Consider the following 19,116-nt stretch of genomic DNA (forward strand, 5'->3'; position numbering starts at 1 on the left):
ATTGGAATATATGAAATAGATTGCGGGACTGTTGCAAAGTAGAAGTGGCCGCTGTCTCTATCCGGGAAATATCGGAGGGGTTTTAGCCATGACGACCAATATCGAGTTGGACAGCTTTTCGGGTTCCTTGAACGAGCATTCCGCGTCCACTGAACACGGCGATCAGACATCGCCGGCAGAGATCCGGGTTGCACAAGCAACGGTGACGCAGCAGCCCGCGCCGGCGGCGTCCGAACCGGTGCCGGTCGATGTCGGCGGCGGAGCGCCCGTCAAACCAGAAGCCCCCGCGGAAGCAAAGGCACCGCCGGCAGCCGCGCCGCACGAATATGTAGCCGACGCCAGCCACGTGGTAAGGCTTCCGGCCAACGTCTCCATCGACAACATCAAGGTCGATGGCCAGAACCTTGTGCTCGAGCAGGCCGACGGTTCGGTGATCGTGATCAAGGATGGCGCCTTGAACGTGCCGACCTTCATCATCGGCGACGTCGAGGTGCCGCGCGTTGCGCTGCTGGCGGCGCTCGAAGCCAGCCATGTCGATGTCGCCTTCGGTGCCGACGGTTCCATCTCGGCCGGCCCGGGCGGTTCGAACTCAAGCGCAGGCGGAGACTTCTCGGTTCCCCCCGGCGGCATCGGCGACGGGTTTGGCCTTTCGGATTTGCTGCCCCCGACGGCCCTGCAGTTTGGGCTTCTGGAACGGCGCGAGCTGTTCCCGTCCATCGTCGACAGGCAGGTTACGGTGACGGCCACGTCCTTGCTTGCTCCGAGCGAAGCGGCCAGCGAAACCGGCCTTGACGGCGGCCCGACACAATCGCCGGGTAGCGACGCGCCGAGCCATTCGGAAACGTCCGGCACTGGAACAATCAGTATCGAGGCGCCGGATGGAATTGGGTCGATCGTCATCAACGGCGTCACCGTCACCGCCGTCGGCGACAAAATCCCGGGAGAGTTCGGCTACATCACGATCGTCTCCTTCAATCCGACCACGGGCGCTATCGAATACAATTATACGGTGACCGAATCGGTCGCTCATCCCAATCAGACGAACGGCTTCGATCCCAGCGACACGGTTCCGGACAATTTCAGCATCACGGTCACGGATGTCGACGGCGATGCGGCCACCACCACCTTTGCCGTCGCCATCGTCGACGACGTGCCGACGGCGGTTGCGGATACCGACAGCATTGCAGCCGGCCAGTTTGGCCCCGCGACGGGCAATGTGCTTGTCGGCGGCACCGATGCGGTCGACGCCAACACCACGGACGGCGTTGCCGACACCAAGGGCGCCGATGGCGCGTCGGTTGTTGGCGTCCAGGCCGGCAACACCAATGCCGATGTCGACAATGCAGCCACGCTCGGCGTCGAAATCCAGGGCACCTACGGCAAGCTGACGCTGCAGTCGGACGGCTCATACAGCTATGTGCGTGCTGCCGGCACGCCTGGCGGCGTCAACGACGTCTTCACCTACACGATCAAGGATGGCGACGGCGACACCTCGCACACCACGCTGACGATATCGATCGGCAACTCGGCGCCCGTGATCACCGACCTGACGCCGGAGGCCGATGGCGGCGACGTCATCGTCAACGAAGCGGCATTGAATGTCGGCACGCCGGGCGGACCTGGGTCCGATCCGGCAAGCACGGCCGAGACCGGCGCCGGCACCTTCACCGTCTCCTCGCCCGACGGCATCCACTCGCTGGCGATCGACGGCAACGCCTTCATCACCAACGGCGTGTTCACCGCGGGTTCCTTCACCACCGCGCTCGGCAACACACTCAACGTGACGGCTTACAATGCCGCCACCGGCCAGGTGAGCTACACCTACACGCTGGTCGACAACGAAGCGCATCCCGCCGTCCAGGGCACCAACAACCTGTTCGAGAACTTCACCGTCACGCTGACCGACCAGGATCTGCAGAGCGCCAACGCCACACTTTCCGTCAAAATCGTCGACGATGTGCCGACGGCGCATGATGAAGCCTCGCAGGCGGTTGCGGAAGGTGCTCCGGCGCTGACGGGAACGCTGGACTTCGTCGCCGGCGCCGACGGCGCGACGGTGACGCATGTCAACGGCACGCTGCTGATCTTCAATGCCGGCACGGGCTACTCGCAGTCGATCGACATCGGCGCGGGCAGCATCCAGGTGAAGGCGGACGGATCCTACTCGTTCACGCCGGATGCCTCGGTCGACAACAGCTCGGGTCCGGTTGCGGTCAACGCCACCTACACGGTGACGGACGGCGACCTCGACACCTCGACGGCCAACATCGCCTTCACGATCACCGACGGTGCAGGCCCGGTTGCTGGCGCTCCGATCACGCTGGCGCTTGACGACCAGAACCTGAGCGACGGCTCGACGCCGGCCGGCCCGGACTTCGCCTCGAACGCGATCACCTTCACGCCGGGCTCGGATGCGATCGCCTCGATCGCCTTTGGCACCGATTTGAGCGGGCTGAACACCGCGAACCTGACCTGGACCCGGGTGTCGGACACCCAGGTCGTCGGCAAGGACGGCGCGGTGACGGTGGTGACGCTGGATCTGTCGGTTGCCAGCAATGTGGCGACGGTGACGGCGACGCTGAACAACAACTACGACGCCCATCCCGGCATCAATCTCGACGACCTGGTCAATCTGGGCCATGTCGGCGTGGTTGCCACCGATATCGACGGCACCCAGGCGACCGGCACGGTCAACGTGACAGTGTCCGACGATACGCCGACGGCGACCAATGAGGCTTCGCAAGATGTCGCCGAAGGCGCGACGATCACCGGAACACTGGACTTCGTTGCTGGCGCTGACGGCGCCACGGTGACGCATATCGGCGCCACGGCGCTGGTGTTCGGCGGCGACGGCAATTACTCGCAGCTGATCAACATCGGCGACGGCTTCATCAAGGTCACCGCTGACGGCCACTACTCGTTTACCGCGAACAATCCGGTCATCGGCACGGGTGCGGCTTCGGCGACCTTTACGGTGACCGACGGCGATGGCGACACGGCAACGGCCGGCATCAGCTTTGCGGTGACGGACGCCAATGTTCCGACGACTGGCACGGCTGCGGCCACGGTTGACGATGACGGCCTTGCCGGCGGCAATCCGGCGAGCACGACGGGCGACCTGGCGGTGCCAAACACCGATGGCGACAACAACGAGGCGACGTTCTCGGGCACGCTGGGCGGCAGCGTCGGCGGCGACGGCGCCGGTGCCAACGGCTTCTCGTTCGCGACGCTGGACGCCAGCGTCGGTACAGTCGGCCAGGAGAGCGTTACCTACAGTTGGGACGCGGTTAGCAACACACTGACGGCGACAGGGCCGCGCGGGGATCTGTTCACGGTACATGTGACGGACCCGGCGACCGGTGCCTACACGGTGACGCTGCTCCAAAACGTCCTCCAAGCGCAAGGCCCGAACGACGAGAACAATGCGACAGTCAATCTCGACTATGTGATCACCGACGCCGACGGCTCGCCGGTCCCCGGCACGCTGACCATTACCTTCAACGATGATGCGCCGACGGTGGCGCTGGCCGATGTGAAGGTGCCTGCGCTGTCGGTTGACGAGAGCTACCTGACGGCGGCGACCAACGGCATCAACGGCTCGACGCCGAGCCTGGCGCTGACGCATACGACGGGCGACTTCAGCGGCGCCTTCACCTGGGTGCAGGGTGCCGACAGTGCGACGGTGGCCTATGCGCTGTCGATCACCGGCGGCAACGGCACCGCGTCGGGCCTGACCGACGCGCAGACCGGCCAGAGCGACGTGCTGGTGCTGAACGCCGTCACGGGGGCCATCGAAGGCCATGTCGGTTCGGTAGGCGGCGCCCTTGCGTTCGTCATCGCGGTCGATCCGGCGACGGGCATCGTGACCCTGACCCAGGACCGCTCGGTCAAGGAAGGCTCGGCCGACAGCCCGACCGACAGCTCGGAAGGCATCAGCCTCAATAGCAACCTGGTGACACTGACGGCGACAATCGCCGACAAGGACGGCGATACGGCCAATGCCCACATCGATCTGGGCAAGCAGGTGTCCTTCCTCGACGACGGCCCGGCGATCGCGGTCAACCAGCAGTTCACGCAGCCTGCGCTGTCGGTTGACGAGAGCTACCTGACGGCGGCGACCAACGGCATCAACGGCTCGACGCCGAGCCTGGCGCTGACGCATACGACGGGCGACTTCAGCGGCGCCTTCACCTGGGTGCAGGGTGCCGACAGTGCGACGGTGGCCTATGCGCTGTCGATCACCGGCGGCAACGGCACCGCGTCGGGCCTGACCGACGCGCAGACCGGCCAGAGCGACGTGCTGGTGCTGAACGCCGTCACGGGGGCCATCGAAGGCCATGTCGGTTCGGTAGGCGGCGCCCTTGCGTTCGTCATCGCGGTCGATCCGGCGACGGGCATCGTGACCCTGACCCAGGACCGCTCGGTCAAGGAAGGCTCGGCCGACAGCCCGACCGACAGCTCGGAAGGCATCAGCCTCAATAGCAACCTGGTGACACTGACGGCGACAATCGCCGACAAGGACGGCGATACGGCCAATGCCCACATCGATCTGGGCAAGCAGGTGTCCTTCCTCGACGACGGCCCGGCGATCGCGGTCAACCAGCAGTTCACGCAGCCTGCGCTGTCGGTTGACGAGAGCTACCTGACGGCGGCGACCAATGGCATCAACGGCTCGACGCCGAGCCTGGCGCTGACGCATACGACGGGCGACTTCAGCGGCGCCTTCACCTGGGTGCAGGGTGCCGACAGTGCGACGGTGGCCTATGCGCTGTCGATCACCGGCGGCAACGGCACCGCGTCGGGCCTGACCGACGCGCAGACCGGCCAGAGCGACGTGCTGGTGCTGAACGCCGTCACGGGGGCCATCGAAGGCCATGTCGGTTCGGTAGGCGGCGCCCTTGCGTTCGTCATCGCGGTCGATCCGGCGACGGGCATCGTGACCCTGACCCAGGACCGCTCGGTCAAGGAAGGCTCGGCCGACAGCCCGACCGACAGCTCGGAAGGCATCAGCCTCAATAGCAACCTGGTGACACTGACGGCGACAATCGCCGACAAGGACGGCGATACGGCCAATGCCCACATCGATCTGGGCAAGCAGGTGTCCTTCCTCGACGACGGCCCGGCGATCGCGGTCAACCAGCAGTTCACGCAGCCTGCGCTGTCGGTTGACGAGAGCTACCTGACGGCGGCGACCAATGGCATCAACGGCTCGACGCCGAGCCTGGCGCTGACGCATACGACGGGCGACTTCAGCGGCGCCTTCACCTGGGTGCAGGGTGCCGACAGTGCGACGGTGGCCTATGCGCTGTCGATCACCGGCGGCAACGGCACCGCGTCGGGCCTGACCGACGCGCAGACCGGCCAGAGCGACGTGCTGGTGCTGAACGCCGTCACGGGGGCCATCGAAGGCCATGTCGGTTCGGTAGGCGGCGCCCTTGCGTTCGTCATCGCGGTCGATCCGGCGACGGGCATCGTGACCCTGACCCAGGACCGCTCGGTCAAGGAAGGCTCGGCCGACAGCCCGACCGACAGCTCGGAAGGCATCAGCCTCAATAGCAACCTGGTGACACTGACGGCGACAATCGCCGACAAGGACGGCGATACGGCCAATGCCCACATCGATCTGGGCAAGCAGGTGTCCTTCCTCGACGACGGCCCGGCGATCGCGGTCAACCAGCAGTTCACGCAGCCTGCGCTGTCGGTTGACGAGAGCTACCTGACGGCGGCGACCAATGGCATCAACGGCTCGACGCCGAGCCTGGCGCTGACGCATACGACGGGCGACTTCAGCGGCGCCTTCACCTGGGTGCAGGGTGCCGACAGTGCGACGGTGGCCTATGCGCTGTCGATCACCGGCGGCAACGGCACCGCGTCGGGCCTGACCGACGCGCAGACCGGCCAGAGCGACGTGCTGGTGCTGAACGCCGTCACGGGGGCCATCGAAGGCCATGTCGGTTCGGTAGGCGGCGCCCTTGCGTTCGTCATCGCGGTCGATCCGGCGACGGGCATCGTGACCCTGACCCAGGACCGCTCGGTCAAGGAAGGCTCGGCCGACAGCCCGACCGACAGCTCGGAAGGCATCAGCCTCAATAGCAACCTGGTGACACTGACGGCGACAATCGCCGACAAGGACGGCGATACGGCCAATGCCCACATCGATCTGGGCAAGCAGGTGTCCTTCCTCGACGACGGCCCGGCGATCGCGGTCAACCAGCAGTTCACGCAGCCTGCGCTGTCGGTTGACGAGAGCTACCTGACGGCGGCGACCAACGGCATCAACGGCTCGACGCCGAGCCTGGCGCTGACGCATACGACGGGCGACTTCAGCGGCGCCTTCACCTGGGTGCAGGGTGCCGACAGTGCGACGGTGGCCTATGCGCTGTCGATCACCGGCGGCAACGGCACCGCGTCGGGCCTGACCGACGCGCAGACCGGCCAGAGCGACGTGCTGGTGCTGAACGCCGTCACGGGGGCCATCGAAGGCCATGTCGGTTCGGTAGGCGGCGCCCTTGCGTTCGTCATCGCGGTCGATCCGGCGACGGGCATCGTGACCCTGACCCAGGACCGCTCGGTCAAGGAAGGCTCGGCCGACAGCCCGACCGACAGCTCGGAAGGCATCAGCCTCAATAGCAACCTGGTGACACTGACGGCGACAATCGCCGACAAGGACGGCGATACGGCCAATGCCCACATCGATCTGGGCAAGCAGGTGTCCTTCCTCGACGACGGCCCGGCGATCGCGGTCAACCAGCAGTTCACGCAGCCTGCGCTGTCGGTTGACGAGAGCTACCTGACGGCGGCGACCAATGGCATCAACGGCTCGACGCCGAGCCTGGCGCTGACGCATACGACGGGCGACTTCAGCGGCGCCTTCACCTGGGTGCAGGGTGCCGACAGTGCGACGGTGGCCTATGCGCTGTCGATCACCGGCGGCAACGGCACCGCGTCGGGCCTGACCGACGCGCAGACCGGCCAGAGCGACGTGCTGGTGCTGAACGCCGTCACGGGGGCCATCGAAGGCCATGTCGGTTCGGTAGGCGGCGCCCTTGCGTTCGTCATCGCGGTCGATCCGGCGACGGGCATCGTGACCCTGACCCAGGACCGCTCGGTCAAGGAAGGCTCGGCCGACAGCCCGACCGACAGCTCGGAAGGCATCAGCCTCAATAGCAACCTGGTGACACTGACGGCGACAATCGCCGACAAGGACGGCGATACGGCCAATGCCCACATCGATCTGGGCAAGCAGGTGTCCTTCCTCGACGACGGCCCGGCGATCGCGGTCAACCAGCAGTTCACGCAGCCTGCGCTGTCGGTTGACGAGAGCTACCTGACGGCGGCGACCAACGGCATCAACGGCTCGACGCCGAGCCTGGCGCTGACGCATACGACGGGCGACTTCAGCGGCGCCTTCACCTGGGTGCAGGGTGCCGACAGTGCGACGGTGGCCTATGCGCTGTCGATCACCGGCGGCAACGGCACCGCGTCGGGCCTGACCGACGCGCAGACCGGCCAGAGCGACGTGCTGGTGCTGAACGCCGTCACGGGGGCCATCGAAGGCCATGTCGGTTCGGTAGGCGGCGCCCTTGCGTTCGTCATCGCGGTCGATCCGGCGACGGGCATCGTGACCCTGACCCAGGACCGCTCGGTCAAGGAAGGCTCGGCCGACAGCCCGACCGACAGCTCGGAAGGCATCAGCCTCAATAGCAACCTGGTGACACTGACGGCGACAATCGCCGACAAGGACGGCGATACGGCCAATGCCCACATCGATCTGGGCAAGCAGGTGTCCTTCCTCGACGACGGCCCGGTCTTCACCTCCGTCATGGATGCCGTAGTGGCCAACCAAGCCGGTACCAGTTTCACGGGACTCTACAACGCGGCATTCGGCGCCGATGGCCTCGATCACTTGTCGCTGGCGCTTCAGGCTAGCGGTGTCTATGCGGGAAGCGCAGTTACTTTTGTCCAGGCTCTCGATAACTTGACCGGTGTTACGAAAGTCGATGTTCAAGATGCAACCACGCACAATGTGGTCTTCACGTTCTACTACACCGAGGCTCCGCAGGCAGACGGCGGTGTACTGATGCATTCCTATTCGAGCCCGAGCGATCCGGTGGGTAGCGCCTTCTTCACGCTCGATCTCAATGCGGACGGAACCTACCACTTCGATTTGAATTCGACGTCCGTGGTCACCACCATAACGGTGACCGGCGACGCTGCGTTCACGTCCTCGGGTGGGGCACAGGCGTTCCTAACGGCTCCAGACGGCCAGCTCGTGATCTCCGGCACCGACATTAGCGGTCCGCAGGAGGTCAAGGCGTCGAATGTGGGTATCGCCGTCGGCGGGACGTCGCAGCAAATGGAAGTAGGCGAGACCTTGCACCTCAACTTCTCGCAGGAGCAATCAACAGTCAGCTTCGATTTGGTTAAATGGGGAGGGAACGGTACTTCGGATGTGCAGTTCCATGTCCTCGACAATGGAGGCACCGTCCGGGATTTCGACATTCAGATCGCGAAGCCCTCGGGTAACAGTAACATCTCGATCAAAGTTGTGGAGACCTCGGATCTCGCTCTCCTGGCGACTAACGCCGGACATGGATGGGCTTTTGATGCAGCTACCAAGACCTATACATTGTACGTCAATCATAGCTTCGATGACGTCAATGTGTCTTATGATCACGTCGTCAGTGGCAACCCGAGTTTCGCGGTCAACAGCATTACCTATGGCGAAGTAACGACCGTCCATGATCTCACGATGAACTTCGGCTTGTCGGCAACCGACCACGACGGAGACACCTCGCCCCTTGCCGATTCTCTGACGATCGCCACAACTTCCGCGCAAACGTTCGACGCGCACAACTCCGCATTTGCCCCCGTCGATGGGAATGATGGCGTCGTTCTTGCCGGCGGCGCAGGCAATGACATCCTCAGCGGCGGCGACGGCAACGACCTGCTCATCGGCGGTTTGGGCCAGGATACGCTCACCGGCGGTACCGGCGCCGACACGTTCAAGCTCGATCATCTCGACATCAACGATCTCATCACCGACTACCACGGCACCGGCCCTGGTGGTGAGGGCGACAAGATCGACCTGACCGCGCTGTTCGACACGGCGCCTGGAGGGGCCAATATTGGGGACTTCGTGAACTACAACGCGGCGACAGGCACACTCAGCGTCGACGCGAACGGGACAACCGGCGGTCCCAGCTTCATCGATGTGGCGACGCTGACCACCCTGCCTGTGGCTAACACCATCACGCTGCTCTACGACGACGGCGTGAACCAACATACGACAACGGCAAACGTGGTGTAACGCCATAGCGCGCGGCCATGCGATTATGTTATACATCGCTAATATCGAGGGGAGCTCAATATGAAACGTTCTGCAAGACTGCTTGTTTCCGCTGCGACGCTGTTGCTGGCAGTCGGGTCGACGGGGTATGCCGCCGACATCATCGAAGGTCCGACGGGCGACTATTGCCGTGTCGTGGGGACGTCCAACCTGGTGCTGAACGACAACATCGTCGATCTCAGGAAGCAGGTGGTGAAACTGATGGACGAGTCGGTTGCCGTCGCCAACAGCTCGGAGTGGATCAATTCGTCCCGGCCCGTCTTCGTCTGGGCGTCGGAGGCCAAGGTCGCTTGCGGCAAGGCCTATGGCTACCTGAAGACGAACTACAAAGACGAAGACTACCTCAACAAATGCGAGTGTTTTCACGATCGCATGGTCGAGTACATGAACTGACCGGATAGGCGAAGCCGCGCCTGTTGGCCATCATGATAGCCGACGGACCATTTTTCAGGGCGATCGCAGGCGCGATCGTGCTGGTCGGCTTTGGCCAAACTGTCACGCTTGCCCGCGCAAACTGGCTGGAACGACCGTCCGTGGAATACGGTCGGTCGTCCGGCTTGCCGCGGCCGGCGCACTGTGACGCGGCTACGGAGTGGACCCGGCAGACATTCAAGGCATTTGCGAGCTGCCAGGCATCGATCTATGGCCTGGAGCCGATGCTGGCGCATGCGGTGATGGAGATCGAAAGCGGCTTCGATCCCGGCGTGCAGGGCGCCGACGGTGAAGTCGGCCTGATGCAGGTGATGCCGGCGACCGCCAGAATGCTCGGCTTTCGAGGCTCACTGGACGATCTGAGCGCGCCGGCGACCAACATCGCGTTGGGGGTCAAATATCTTGCACAGGCCAACAGGCTTGCCGCCGGTGACCTGTGCACCACCGTCATGAAGTACCGCGCCGGGCACAATGAAAGCCGATTCTCGGCCCTTTCGGTCCGCTACTGTCAGCGTGCGCGGGCAATCCTGGCAAGGGAAGGCTTTGAAGTGACCGGGCCATTGCCGGTAGCGACATTCGGCTCATTTTCGCCAGGCGGGGAGGGTGGAGCTCCTGCCCAGGGAAAAGGTGTATGCGTGCGCCGCGTGTTCGTGCCCGGGCCGCGATACATGAAATGCGCCGACTACCGGAGTGCCGGGCAAGCCAGACAGATCAAGGCGCTCAGAGCCAGGCTTTTCGACAGCTAAAAGAACTGCAGACGGCACAGCAAGTCCGCCGTAACATGACTTGAAGATCAGACCGGAAAGAAATAACCGGCGACGTAGAGGGTGGAGCAGTCATGGAAGCTGGCCGACAGGTCCACTGTCCGCGGACATGGGCAATCGCCGTTGCGCTCGCCGTGATCGTGTCGGGCTGCCAGTCGAAGGGCGGCGTTTCCGAAGTGCTCGATCCGGCGGCGGTTACCGTGCCTGCCGGGCAGAATGGCGCCGCTGTTGCCGGTCCCGTCCAGGCAACCCAGTCGCTGGGTACCGGTTCAACAAAAGTCACGATGCTGCTGCCGTTGTCCGGCTCCGGAACGGCGGGTGAAAACGGCCGGAAGATGCTCGATGCGGCCAAGCTGGCGATGACGGATATTGGCAATGGATTGCTGACGCTGACGATAGAGGACACGAAGGGCGACAGCGCGCAGGCCAGCAAAATGGCGATAACGGCCATAACGACGGGGTCGAAGGTCGTCATCGGCCCGGCCGAACTGCCGGCGGCCCAGCATATTGCCACGCTGTCGGGATCGAAGCGGCCACCGGTCCTGGCGCTTGCCGACAATTTCGCCGGCGGCGCCGGGGTTTATGCCGTGCTCCTTGGCGAAGCGGACAGCGCCGCGGCAGGCGCCGCGGGATTGGCTGCGAAAGGCAGCAAGAAGTTCGTACTGCTTGTCGCGGAGGGTCCAAACGCCGGCGCCATGGAGAAGCGGATCGCAAACAGTCTCAGCATCTACGGCGCGACGCTCGCGGTCACTGTGCCGTACTCGGCCGGCGACGGTGGCGCGAAGGCGGTCGAGGAAATGGGTTCACTCGTGGACGCTCCCGACGCCGTCATCGTTGCCAGCGGCAATGGCAGCCCGTCGCCTATCCTCGCCGCCCTCAAATCAAAGGGCATTCCGGGAAAGACAATCTCCGTCGTCGGAACCAACCGTTGGCTGGAACACCCCATGGATCCGCTGTTCGAGGGGGCATATATCGCCACGCTCGATCCAAGTGAAACCGGACCGATCGCCGACCGCTTCAGGACGACATACAACTATCCGGCCGACGTCAATGTGGCCTACGCCTATGATATGGTCGCCCTGACGGCAGGAATTGCCAGCGCGGTCGGGCCTGATGGCTTCACTAAAAAAGTTCTCGAGAATCCAAACGGGTTTCGTGGCTCGACAGGCCTGTTTCGGTTTCGGGCCGACGGATCCAGTGAACGATCGATGCCGTTCTATTGGATTGAAAAAGGTGCTCTCAAGCTGGTTGCCAAATCGACGTCGGGTTTCTGACCGGCATGGTTCCTTGAGAACCTGTTCGAGCTGATGGGCAGGCCGGGCCGCAGCCGCTTGGCAATCGGGCTCGGAAGCCTGCTGCTTCTGGCCGGGGTCCTGCTGATCGTTCAGGCCGGGGCTTTGCTTTCGGTCGATCGGCCTGTCCTTGCCCCTTCGCAGGATGTTGACGATACCCAGCCAATCCGACCGGCTGTGCCGGCTCCCGGCGCACAACGCCGAGAGCCGGCGCGCAAGGTCGCTCAAGACCTCATCGCTCCGCCACGGCTTGATCCCGCGGAGATCGAACGGGCCGAGCCCCGTCCGCCGCTCAGCGAGCTCGGCCTCGCCGTGCCCCCGAAAACGCCGATGCCCAAGGATTGGCGGGAGGTCTTGCTCTATCGCCCGATTGCCACATCGTCGGCGATGTTCGAATCCATGGGCCGGACGGTGGTCATCAGCGGGGTGCAAGGCATCGACCTCGACAAATCCTGCTCGTTTGACGACGTCTCCTGGCCTTGCGGTCAGCGCGCACGCGCCGCATTCAATTCATGGCTGAGGGGACGCGCGCTGAACTGTTTCGTGCCGCCGGACGTCGAGCGTTTTGCCATCGCCGCGCCGTGCAGGCTGGGCAAGCAGGATGTCGGCGCCTGGCTTGTCTCCAACGGCTGGGCCACGGCGCTGCCAAGCGGCATCTACGGCAAGGCGGAGGCGACAGCCAGAAACGCCGAAATGGGCATATTCGGCGCAGCACAATAGCCGGCCATTCAACCCCTGATATTTTGTTTGTTAACCGTCATGGGCGCAGCTTCCTCTAAATTTAGGAGCAAGCCGATTTCGTTCGCAGCCTTGATGGGGTCATCGCGCCAATCGATTAAATTGCAAAGTTCCTTGAAACTGAAATTGCAACACACCGGCCTTATACCAGCCCATCCACAGGAGATCGGCCAGTGAAAAAGACGACGGCGACCACAACCGCAAAGGCATGGAAAGGCGTCGCTTGGCTGACCTTTCTCGGAACCGCGGGGATTTTGGCCCTTTCCGTTGGCCTCAACTATCTGCTCCTGTTCTCCGAGGCGCTGACTCCATTTGGGCGCAGCATGGTCACGGCCATCCTGTTGCCCATTATCCTTGGTGTTCCGCTTTTTCTGTTCATTGGCTTGAAGCAGGTCGAGCTCCGTCGCTATCGCCGGGAACTCGACAAGTCAGCAACGTTCGACACCATGACAGGCTGCCTGAACGGAGCGGTCTTCACGTCGATGGTCGAACGAAGAACTGCCAAGCCGTCGGCGTCGGGTCCGAGATCGGGTGCTTTCCTGGTCATCCATTCGGAGCATTTGCGGTCCATCAACCTGCGCTTTGGTCTTGAATGGGGCGACGAGGCCTTGCGGCTCATCGCCTCAACCATACAGTCATCGGTGCGCGCGGAGGATCTGGTTGGGCGCATCGGGACGTCGATGTTCGGGGTTTTCCTCTCGGGCGCGACCGAAGCAGAAGCCAGGGAAATCGGCGAGCGTATCCGGGCGCGTATCGCGCAAGTCTATTTCGCACCACAAGGAACCGAGGATCCCCTCACCGTCAAAGTCGGCGGCGTGATGTTCGAAAACCAGGTGGAGTTCGCGGACATGTTCCGGTCCGCCGAGCAGCGCCTAGCCGGCGTCCAGGACGGAGCCCCGCTTGAATTGATGCATCTCCACAGCTGACCATTGCCGGGCTCCGGAGAGGGCAATTCAAAGCCCGGGGGGACTGGCGGATGCAGCGTCCTCCGACGGCGTCGACGCGGCAACCCGTGAAGACGCTGCCCAGGTTTCCGCGATGGCGACGATTGCGGCGTTGATCGGTCCGCTTGGGATCGCCGGCATCACCGAGGCGTCGACGACAAAGGCGTTGTCGACGCCGTTCAGCCGCAAGTCAGGGTCGACGACGGCATCGGTGTCGCTTCCCATCCGGCATGTGCCGGCCGGATGATGATGGGTGGAAGCAGCCCTGGCGATGAAGGCGTCGAGCTCGTCGTCGGACTGAACCGGTGCGCCGGGCAGGATTTCCGCGTCGCGCCATTCGTCCAGAGCCACATGATGGCCGACCATGCGCGCCCGCTTCAAGGCCATCCTGAAGGTCGTGCGGTCGTGTTCGGTTTCGAGATAATGCGGATCGATGACCGGTGTATCATTGCGGCCCGGCCCGCTCGGTGCGATGCGCCCGCGGCTCGTCGGATGGGTTACGCCGCACAGGATCGTGAAGGCGGAGCCATACGGCGGGGCGTTCAGGCCCTCAGCCGCCGACGGAGCGACGACGCAGGCGAGCACGATGTCGGGACTTCCCGTGGAACGGGTTGGGTCGTCGCCATGCAGGTACATCAGCGATTCGGAGTGCTGCAGGCGGGACGGCGGCACCGGCTTTTTCGTGCTGTAGACATTTCCAAGAGCCAGCAGATGGTCCTGCAGATTGCGGCCGACGTGGCGTCGATCGGCAAGGCAGCATATCCCCGCCTGCTTCAAGGTATCCGGACAGCCAATGCCCGACCGCATGAGGATGAGCGGCGTCGACACGGCACCGGCGCAAAGGACGATCCGGTCGGCGCAGAGCGTTTTGGTCTCACCTTCGCAGACCACCGTCACGCCCGTGACCTTGTGCCCGTCCAGCACCAGATGCTCGACCTCATGGCCGGTGAGCAAGGTCAGGTTCGGCCGCGCCATGACCTGCGGCGGCAGATAGGCGTCGGCGACGCTCAGGCGCTTGCCGTCGCGTATGTTGAGCGAATTGGGGCTGGTGCCGACCAGTTCGCCGCTGTTGTGGTCGCTCAGGGTGGGAGCACCCATGGCCCGCCCGGCGGCGATATAGGCCCGCACGACCGGACTGATTTCGGCGTCCGGCAGATAGACGTCCAGCGGGCCGCTGCCGCGCGTCGGCCCATCGAAGGCGGTGAAGGCTTCGCTGCGAATGAAGCCCGGCAACAATCCGCGATAGGACCAGCGCTCGCCACCGGCTTGTGCCCAGGGTTCGAAATCATCGGGATGGCCGCGCACATAGGCCATTGCATGCAGGCAGCTCGAGCCGCCAACGATCTTACCGCGTGGCCATTCATGGACGCGGTTGGCGGTAAAAGGCTGGGGCACGGTCCGGTAGCTCCAGTCGTAGGAGCGGCCCTGGAGCATCGTCCATTTCAGCGGGTCCGCAATATCGGGATCGGCCGGCATCGCCCCGGCCTCGATGAGGCCGACCTGGCACGACCGGTCTTCACTGAGCCGGCTGGCAACAACCGAGCCTGCGGATCCCGCGCCGAGAACCAGCACGTCGAAATGACGCTTCAATTTGAAATTCCCCGCACAGGCTCGATGTCAGAAGCTGATACGATCACGCGGCAAACGCGCCGGCATTCGATCGTTCCATGATCTGTCTCTGCACGGACAAAAGGTGCGCGCGCATTGCGGCCTCCGCCGCTTCGGGATCGCGCTGCGAGATCGCCTCGGCGATCAGGCGATGCTCGCCGTCGCGCTGTGCGATCCGCTTGGGGCAGGTGGGGGCTGCGGTGCGCGCAACCTTCACCCGCGCATCGACCCCGACCTGACGCAGCATCTTGTAGAATTCCGCGGCGAGATGGTTGCGGGCAGCGGCGACGATCGCGAGATGGAAGGCGAAGTCGACCTCACCCGAAGGGGCATTCTCCGGCGTGGTTGCCGCGTCGAGGATTCGCGCCGTCTCGAAGGAGGAGGCGCGCAGCGACGCCAGCCGGGCAAGGCCAGGCTCCATGATCAGGCGCAATTCCAGGACCTCGATTGGATTGGTTACCCTGACCAGTTCCTCGCTATATCTTGGAAGGGCGGTTGGCGCCCGCCTGGCGCGCGCCGGTTTGAGGTCACCCGAATGGCGCAGCACTTCAAGCGCCTTGCGAAGCTGATGGCGCTTGACGCTCAGATGTTCCGCAAGATCGCGCTCGGACGGAAGCTTGCCGCCGCCCTGCTGCAGCTGGCGGACCGCGGCAATGATGTCGTCGAGATCCGATGGTCCGACCTGCGGCTCGAATGCGCTCAAAACCAAATCTCCTGTCCGATCGGCGGATCGCCGACTCAACGTCCTGACATCATATTGTGACACGAAACCTGATGGATGGCACTCAACCAATCCAACCAATCTACAACTGTAGGCAATGGTTGACAACATCAGTTGCGCAATGGTTGACTGCCTTCGTCGACGGTTGCCATCGCGGCGGGCCGTCCTTCTCCCGAGGATCACGCATGCCGGCTGGCGAAACCTTTGACTACGTCATTGTCGGTGCGGGATCGGCCGGCTGCGTGCTGGCGAACCGGCTGAGCGAAGACCCTGATGTGTCGGTGCTTCTGCTGGAGGCGGGGGATTGGGACCGCGATCCGATGATCCACATCCCGCTTGGCTGGGGCAAGATCCTGACCGAACGCCGGCACGACTGGATGTATTTTTGCGAACCCGAGGCCAATGTCGGCGGACGCAAGGTGGAATGCGCGCGCGGCAAGGTCATCGGCGGCTCTTCCTCCACCAATGCCATGGCTTATGTGCGCGGCAATCGCGGCGATTACGATCGCTGGGCGGCGAGCGGCCTGACGGACTGGTCGTTCGACAAGGTGCTGCCCTACTTCAAGAAGCAGGAGCGCTGGGAAACGGGCGAGAGCCGGTACCGCGGCGGCAGCGGGCCGCTAAATACCCAGTTCTGCCGCTACAAGGATGAACTGATCGATGCCTTCGCCACGGCCAGCCGTGATGCCGGGTACCCGCAGACCGATGACTACAATGGCGCCATACAGGAAGGATTCGGCCGCTTGCAGATGACAATTGCGAACGGCCGGCGCTGCTCGACCGCGACCGCCTATTTGCGCCCGGCCATGCGGCGTGGCAATGTCAAGGTGCTGACCGGCGCGATGGCGACGAAGATCCTACTCAGGGATGGCCGCGCAGCGGGCGTTGCCTATGCCGGAGGCGGGGCGAGCCATGAGGTTCTCGCACGGCGCGAAGTCCTGCTTGCCGGCGGCGTCATCAACACGCCGCAGCTGATGATGCTGTCGGGTATCGGCGATAGCGGCGAGCTTGCGGCGCATGGCATCGAGACGAAGGTCGATCGTCCGCAGGTCGGCAAGAATTTGCAGGACCATGTTTCGGTCATCCTGATGTATCGACGCAAGCAGCCGGGACCGTTTCTCAAGATGATGCGGGCCGATCGTATCGGGCTGGATTTCGTCAAGACCTATCTCACCGGAAAGGGCTTTTCGGGAGACGTGCCTGGCGGCGTCGTGGCATTCCTGAAAAGCGATGCAAGCCGGCCGTTGCCGGACGTGCAACTGCTGTTCACCGCCGCACCGCTTGGGGCATGGCCTTACATGTCGCCGTTCAAGGCGCCGTTCGCCGACGGCTTTGCGACCCGTATCGTCGCCGTGCAGCCGGAGAGCCGCGGCAGCGTCAAGCTGGCGTCGAGCGATCCGCTCGCCGCGCCGCTGATCCATCAGAACTTCCTGTCCTCGCAGCGGGACTGGCAGTCGCTTCGCGCCGGCTTTCGGGTTGCGCGCAACCTTGCCAGCCAGCCGTCCATGGCCCCGTTCGTCGGCGCGGAGTTCTTCCCCGGCCCGAAATGCGAGAGCGACGAGGAGATCGACGAGCATATCCGAAAGACGTCGATCACCGTGCATCATCCAGCCGGCACGTGCCGTATGGGCGTCGATGCGGGCTCGGTGGTCGATCCGGAATTGCGGGTGCGCGGCATTGCCGGACTTCGTGTCGTGGACGCCTCCGTGATGCCGGATCTCGTCTGTGGCAACATCAATGCGGCGGTCATCATGATCGCCGAGAAGGCCGCGGATCTAATCCGCAGCCGCGCTCAGCAGAGCGTGGCGGCCTGATAGTGGCAGTCGGAATGCAACCAAAGTCTTTTGGTTGAGATTGGAAACTGCATTGGTTGGACTGCCGTGCGAGGCTGCATGGCCGTGGCGGTTTGGCTTTGCTTCGTGCCGATGGGCATATTTCGTGCTTTTTTAGATCATTTATGCCTATTTTCGGGCATTTGCCTCTTGAAAATGCACCTCAACCAAAAACTTACAAATTTCGCTATTGGGGGGATTGTCGAGGAAAACCAATGCGAATACGGTTGAGTTGGTTAGAAGCATTTTCTTCGTGACGAGAGGTGTCCGATATGTCCCTGGCGCAACCAGCTAACGATGTGCTCACCAACAAGAAGGCAGCACTCAAGGGCCTCTATGACGCCCTCTATGAAAAGAACATGTTTCCGTTCTGGGCGACGTCGGAGGGCGTCGACCATGACGAGATCAAGCAGCTGATGGCGACGTCGAAGGCCATTCCCTTCGTGTGGTCCTATTCCGACATCGAGCCGCTGCTGCAGCGCGCCGCCGAACTGGTGACCATGGATGACAGCGAGCGCCGTTCGCTGATCCTGGTCAATCCTGGCCTTGCGCCCAAGCGCGCATCTGTCAGCACCATGTACACCGCCTACCGCCTGAATGATCCCGACGAGATCATGCCGCCGCACAAGCACTCGCCGAGCGCCATCCGCTTCGGCCTGACCGGCAAGGGCAACTTCACCGGCGTCGAGGGCGAAGACGTGGTCTTCGGCCCGGGCGACATGGTGCTGACGCCCAACGACGCCTGGCACAATCACGGCACCGTCGGCGGCGAGCAGGCGGTCAACCTGTCGGTGCTCGACCTGCCGCTGGTCGAAACGCTGCATGCCGTCCATTTCGACCACAAATACACCGAGATGGTCGATGGCAAGGAAGTCGAGAAGAAGGTGCAGACCGCGCGCTATCCAAGCGACTACTCACAGCGCATCTATGGCGAGGGTGGCCTGATGCCGCGTTTCGTCGACCACAAGCGCGGCGGCGGCCTGTCGTCGCCGATGTATGTCTATCGTTGGGAGAAGATGGAAGCGGTCCTCGATACCCACAAGGATTGGGATGGCGACCCTCATGAAGGTATCGTCATCGACTATGTCGATCCAACCACCGGCGGGCCGGTCTTCCGCACCATCAATTTCTACGTCCAGATGCTGCGGCCCGGCGAGAAGACCTTGCCGCAGCGCGAGACCGCCAGCCTGCTCTTGGCGCCGTTCCGCGGCAATGGGCATTCGATCATCGATGGCAAGCGCTATGACTGGAACCAGTTCGACACCATCGCCATCCCCGGCGGATCGTGGGTCGAGCATGTCAACGGCTCTTCGAGCGAGCCGGTGATCTTCTTCGGCGCCACCGATGCGCCGACGCAGAAGGCGCTGCTCCTCTACAAGCGCTGGGGCCGCAACCAGGCCGGCGATCTGCTTCGCCTCGTCTAGTTCCGGTCCTCC

At 63.5% G+C, this 19,116-nt stretch carries 10 protein-coding genes; 8 read left to right on the forward strand and 2 right to left on the reverse strand.

Features of this window, described 5'->3' with window-relative positions:
* Nucleotides 1–88: 88 nt before the first annotated feature.
* From ACSQ3L_RS10770 to ACSQ3L_RS10795, 6 genes are all read left to right on the forward strand, one after another.
* The gene (locus ACSQ3L_RS10770; protein WP_436159924.1) at nt 89–9,310 is read left to right on the forward strand and encodes a DUF5801 repeats-in-toxin domain-containing protein; all 9,222 of its coding nucleotides are present in this window, start codon (nt 89–91) and stop codon (nt 9,308–9,310) included.
* A gap of 60 nt (nt 9,311–9,370) precedes the next feature.
* The gene (locus tag ACSQ3L_RS10775) at nt 9,371–9,742 is read left to right on the forward strand and encodes a hypothetical protein (protein WP_436159925.1); all 372 of its coding nucleotides are present in this window, start codon (nt 9,371–9,373) and stop codon (nt 9,740–9,742) included.
* 32 nt (nt 9,743–9,774) lie between these two features.
* Nucleotides 9,775–10,527: a lytic transglycosylase domain-containing protein gene (locus ACSQ3L_RS10780; RefSeq protein WP_436163409.1), complete on the forward strand. Its 753-nt coding sequence runs from the start codon at nt 9,775–9,777 to the stop codon at nt 10,525–10,527.
* 92 nt (nt 10,528–10,619) lie between these two features.
* On the forward strand, nt 10,620–11,819 hold the full coding sequence (locus tag ACSQ3L_RS10785; RefSeq protein WP_436159926.1) for an ABC transporter substrate-binding protein: 1,200 nt from the start codon (nt 10,620–10,622) through the stop codon (nt 11,817–11,819).
* 57 nt (nt 11,820–11,876) lie between these two features.
* Entirely contained in the window at nt 11,877–12,557 is a 681-nt protein-coding gene (locus tag ACSQ3L_RS10790; RefSeq protein ID WP_436159927.1) for a thermonuclease family protein, read from the forward strand.
* Nucleotides 12,558–12,748: 191 nt separating this feature from the next.
* Nucleotides 12,749–13,501 carry a GGDEF domain-containing protein gene (locus ACSQ3L_RS10795; RefSeq protein ID WP_436159928.1) on the forward strand — a complete coding sequence of 251 codons (753 nt, stop codon included), beginning with the start codon at nt 12,749–12,751 and terminating at the stop codon, nt 13,499–13,501.
* 27 nt (nt 13,502–13,528) lie between these two features.
* Here the strand turns inward: ACSQ3L_RS10795 and ACSQ3L_RS10800 are convergent, their stop codons facing one another.
* Nucleotides 13,529–15,109 carry a GMC family oxidoreductase gene (locus ACSQ3L_RS10800; protein WP_436159929.1) on the reverse strand — a complete coding sequence of 527 codons (1,581 nt, stop codon included), beginning with the start codon at nt 15,107–15,109 and terminating at the stop codon, nt 13,529–13,531.
* 43 nt (nt 15,110–15,152) lie between these two features.
* On the reverse strand, nt 15,153–15,830 hold the full coding sequence (locus ACSQ3L_RS10805) for a FadR/GntR family transcriptional regulator (RefSeq protein WP_436159930.1): 678 nt from the start codon (nt 15,828–15,830) through the stop codon (nt 15,153–15,155).
* 203 nt (nt 15,831–16,033) lie between these two features.
* Here ACSQ3L_RS10805 and ACSQ3L_RS10810 point away from each other — a divergent pair, with 203 nt between their 5' ends.
* Together ACSQ3L_RS10810 and ACSQ3L_RS10815 are read left to right on the forward strand one after the other, a co-directional pair.
* A complete protein-coding gene (locus ACSQ3L_RS10810) occupies nt 16,034–17,662 on the forward strand; it encodes a GMC family oxidoreductase (protein WP_436159931.1) in 1,629 nt (542 codons plus the stop codon).
* Between the two features lie 290 nt (nt 17,663–17,952).
* Nucleotides 17,953–19,104 (forward strand): cupin domain-containing protein, encoded by a 1,152-nt coding sequence (locus tag ACSQ3L_RS10815; RefSeq protein WP_436159932.1) that lies wholly within the window; start codon nt 17,953–17,955, stop codon nt 19,102–19,104.
* The last annotated feature ends 12 nt before the right edge of the window (nt 19,105–19,116 follow it).

Origin of the sequence: Mesorhizobium sp. LjRoot246 (genome assembly GCF_964254115.1) — a bacterium.
In the GTDB taxonomy this organism is placed as follows: Bacteria; Pseudomonadota; Alphaproteobacteria; order Rhizobiales; family Rhizobiaceae; genus Mesorhizobium.

Excerpts from the sequence above, each read along its gene's own strand:
- ACSQ3L_RS10770 (WP_436159924.1), top strand. The coding sequence starts at position 89 with ATGACGACCAATATCGAGTTGGACAGCTTTTCGGGTTCCTTGAACGAG.
- ACSQ3L_RS10775 (WP_436159925.1), top strand. The coding sequence starts at position 9,371 with ATGAAACGTTCTGCAAGACTGCTTGTTTCCGCTGCGACGCTGTTGCTG.
- ACSQ3L_RS10780 (WP_436163409.1), top strand. The coding sequence starts at position 9,775 with ATGATAGCCGACGGACCATTTTTCAGGGCGATCGCAGGCGCGATCGTG.
- ACSQ3L_RS10785 (WP_436159926.1), top strand. The coding sequence starts at position 10,620 with ATGGAAGCTGGCCGACAGGTCCACTGTCCGCGGACATGGGCAATCGCC.
- ACSQ3L_RS10810 (WP_436159931.1), top strand. The coding sequence starts at position 16,034 with ATGCCGGCTGGCGAAACCTTTGACTACGTCATTGTCGGTGCGGGATCG.
- ACSQ3L_RS10815 (WP_436159932.1), top strand. The coding sequence starts at position 17,953 with ATGTCCCTGGCGCAACCAGCTAACGATGTGCTCACCAACAAGAAGGCA.